The 1,648-nt window shown below is 68.6% G+C and carries 1 protein-coding gene; it reads left to right on the top strand.

Going from position 1 to position 1,648, the window contains the following annotated elements; genetic code table 11:
* A partial coding sequence (locus tag RT567_RS16585) for a VWA domain-containing protein (RefSeq protein ID WP_313577292.1) occupies positions 1-1,648 on the top strand: 1,648 nt, incomplete at both ends.

Below are 1,648 nucleotides of genomic sequence, written 5' to 3'. Positions count from 1 at the left end.
GTTCCGCCGCCTGTGGTGCAGGACGGAACGCCCAGCCCGGCCGCCTGTCGTGAGTTCGGATTCGATCTGTCGCCGCCGTCCTCGGTGCGGCCGCCCGTCCTGCGATCGCGGCCGGCCCAGCCCGCGCCGCCTCCGCCCGTCACCCTGTCGATCGAAGCGACGAAGCAGGAAAGCCGGGTCGAATACGCCGCCCCGCCCGCCATGGCGAACGGCGTGACCGTCAGCGGATCGCGCATCGGTCCCTATCCGCCCGGCCCTCCCATGCCGCCGCGTCCGGTGGATACCGAACGCTATCCTGACGCCACGCCCAATGCGGTGAAGCGCACGGCGGATCAACCAGTCTCAACTTTCTCCATCGACGTGGACACGGCGGCCTACGCCAACGTCCGTCGCTTCATCGATCAGGGTCGGACGCCGCCGCGCGACGCCGTTCGGGTCGAGGAGATGATCAACTATTTCGACTACGGCTACGCCCGCCCGACCTCGGCCGCGCGGCCCTTCGCCGTCACCACGAGCACCACCGCTTCGCCGTGGGCTGAGGGTCGCCGGATCGTCCATGTGGGCCTTCAGGGCTATGAGCTGCCCGAGAACCAGCGCCGTCCGCTGAACCTGACCTTGCTGGTCGACGTGTCCGGTTCGATGAACAGTCCGGACAAGCTGGACCTGGCCAAGCAGTCGATGAACCTGATCATCGACCGTCTGCGGCCCCAGGACCGCGTCGCCGTGGCCTATTACGCCGAGGGCGCCGGCACGACCCTGGCCCCCACCGCGGGGACCGAGAAGTTGAAGCTGCGCTGCGCCGTCGCCTCCCTGCGGGCGTCCGGCGGCACGGCCGGGGCCACCGGCATGACCAACGCCTATGACCAGGCCCAGGCCAGCTTCGGCCGGGACAAGGTCAACCGCATCCTGATGTTCACCGACGGCGACTTCAACGTCGGCGTCACCGACGACAAGCGGCTGGAGGACTACGTCGCCGACAAGCGCAAGACCGGCGTCTACCTGTCCGTCTACGGCTTCGGACGCGGCAACTATCAGGACGCCCGGATGCAGGCGATCGCCCAGGCGGGCAACGGAACGGCGGCCTATGTCGACGACCTGAACGAAGCGCGTCGCCTGTTCGGGCCGATGTTCGACCGAGGCGCCTTTCCCATCGCCGACGACGTGAAGATCCAGGTCGAGTTCAACCCGGCCCGCGTCGCCGAATGGCGGCTGATAGGGTATGAAACCCGCCTGCTGAGCGAGGAAGACTTCAACAACGACGCCGTCGATGCGGGCGAGGTCGGCTCGGGCGCTTCCGTCACGGCCTTGTATGAGATCACGCCTGTCGGCGGGCCGACGCAGATTCCTGAGCGCCGCTATGCCGACAACCGCATCGCGACCGGCGGCGGCGATCCGAACGGCGAGATCGGCTTCATCCAGGTGCGCTACAAACAGCCGGGACGGGATCGTTCGGAGCTGATCCAGCAGCCGCTGACCGACCGCACAAACGCCGTCCCGCCCGAGGCGACGCGCTGGGCCCTGGCCGTCGCCGCCTTCGGCCAGAAGCTGCGCGGCGATCCGTGGATGGCGCCGACCTACGGCTGGGATCAGGTGCTGAACCAGGCCCAGGGCGCGCGCGGCGCCGATCCTTACGGCGAACGAGCCGAGT

Origin of the sequence: Brevundimonas sp., assembly GCF_032107865.1 — a bacterium.
Lineage (GTDB): Bacteria > Pseudomonadota > Alphaproteobacteria > Caulobacterales > Caulobacteraceae > Brevundimonas.
The sequence above is the reverse complement of the archived record's forward strand: the minus strand, read 5'-3'. Positions and strand labels throughout refer to the sequence as shown.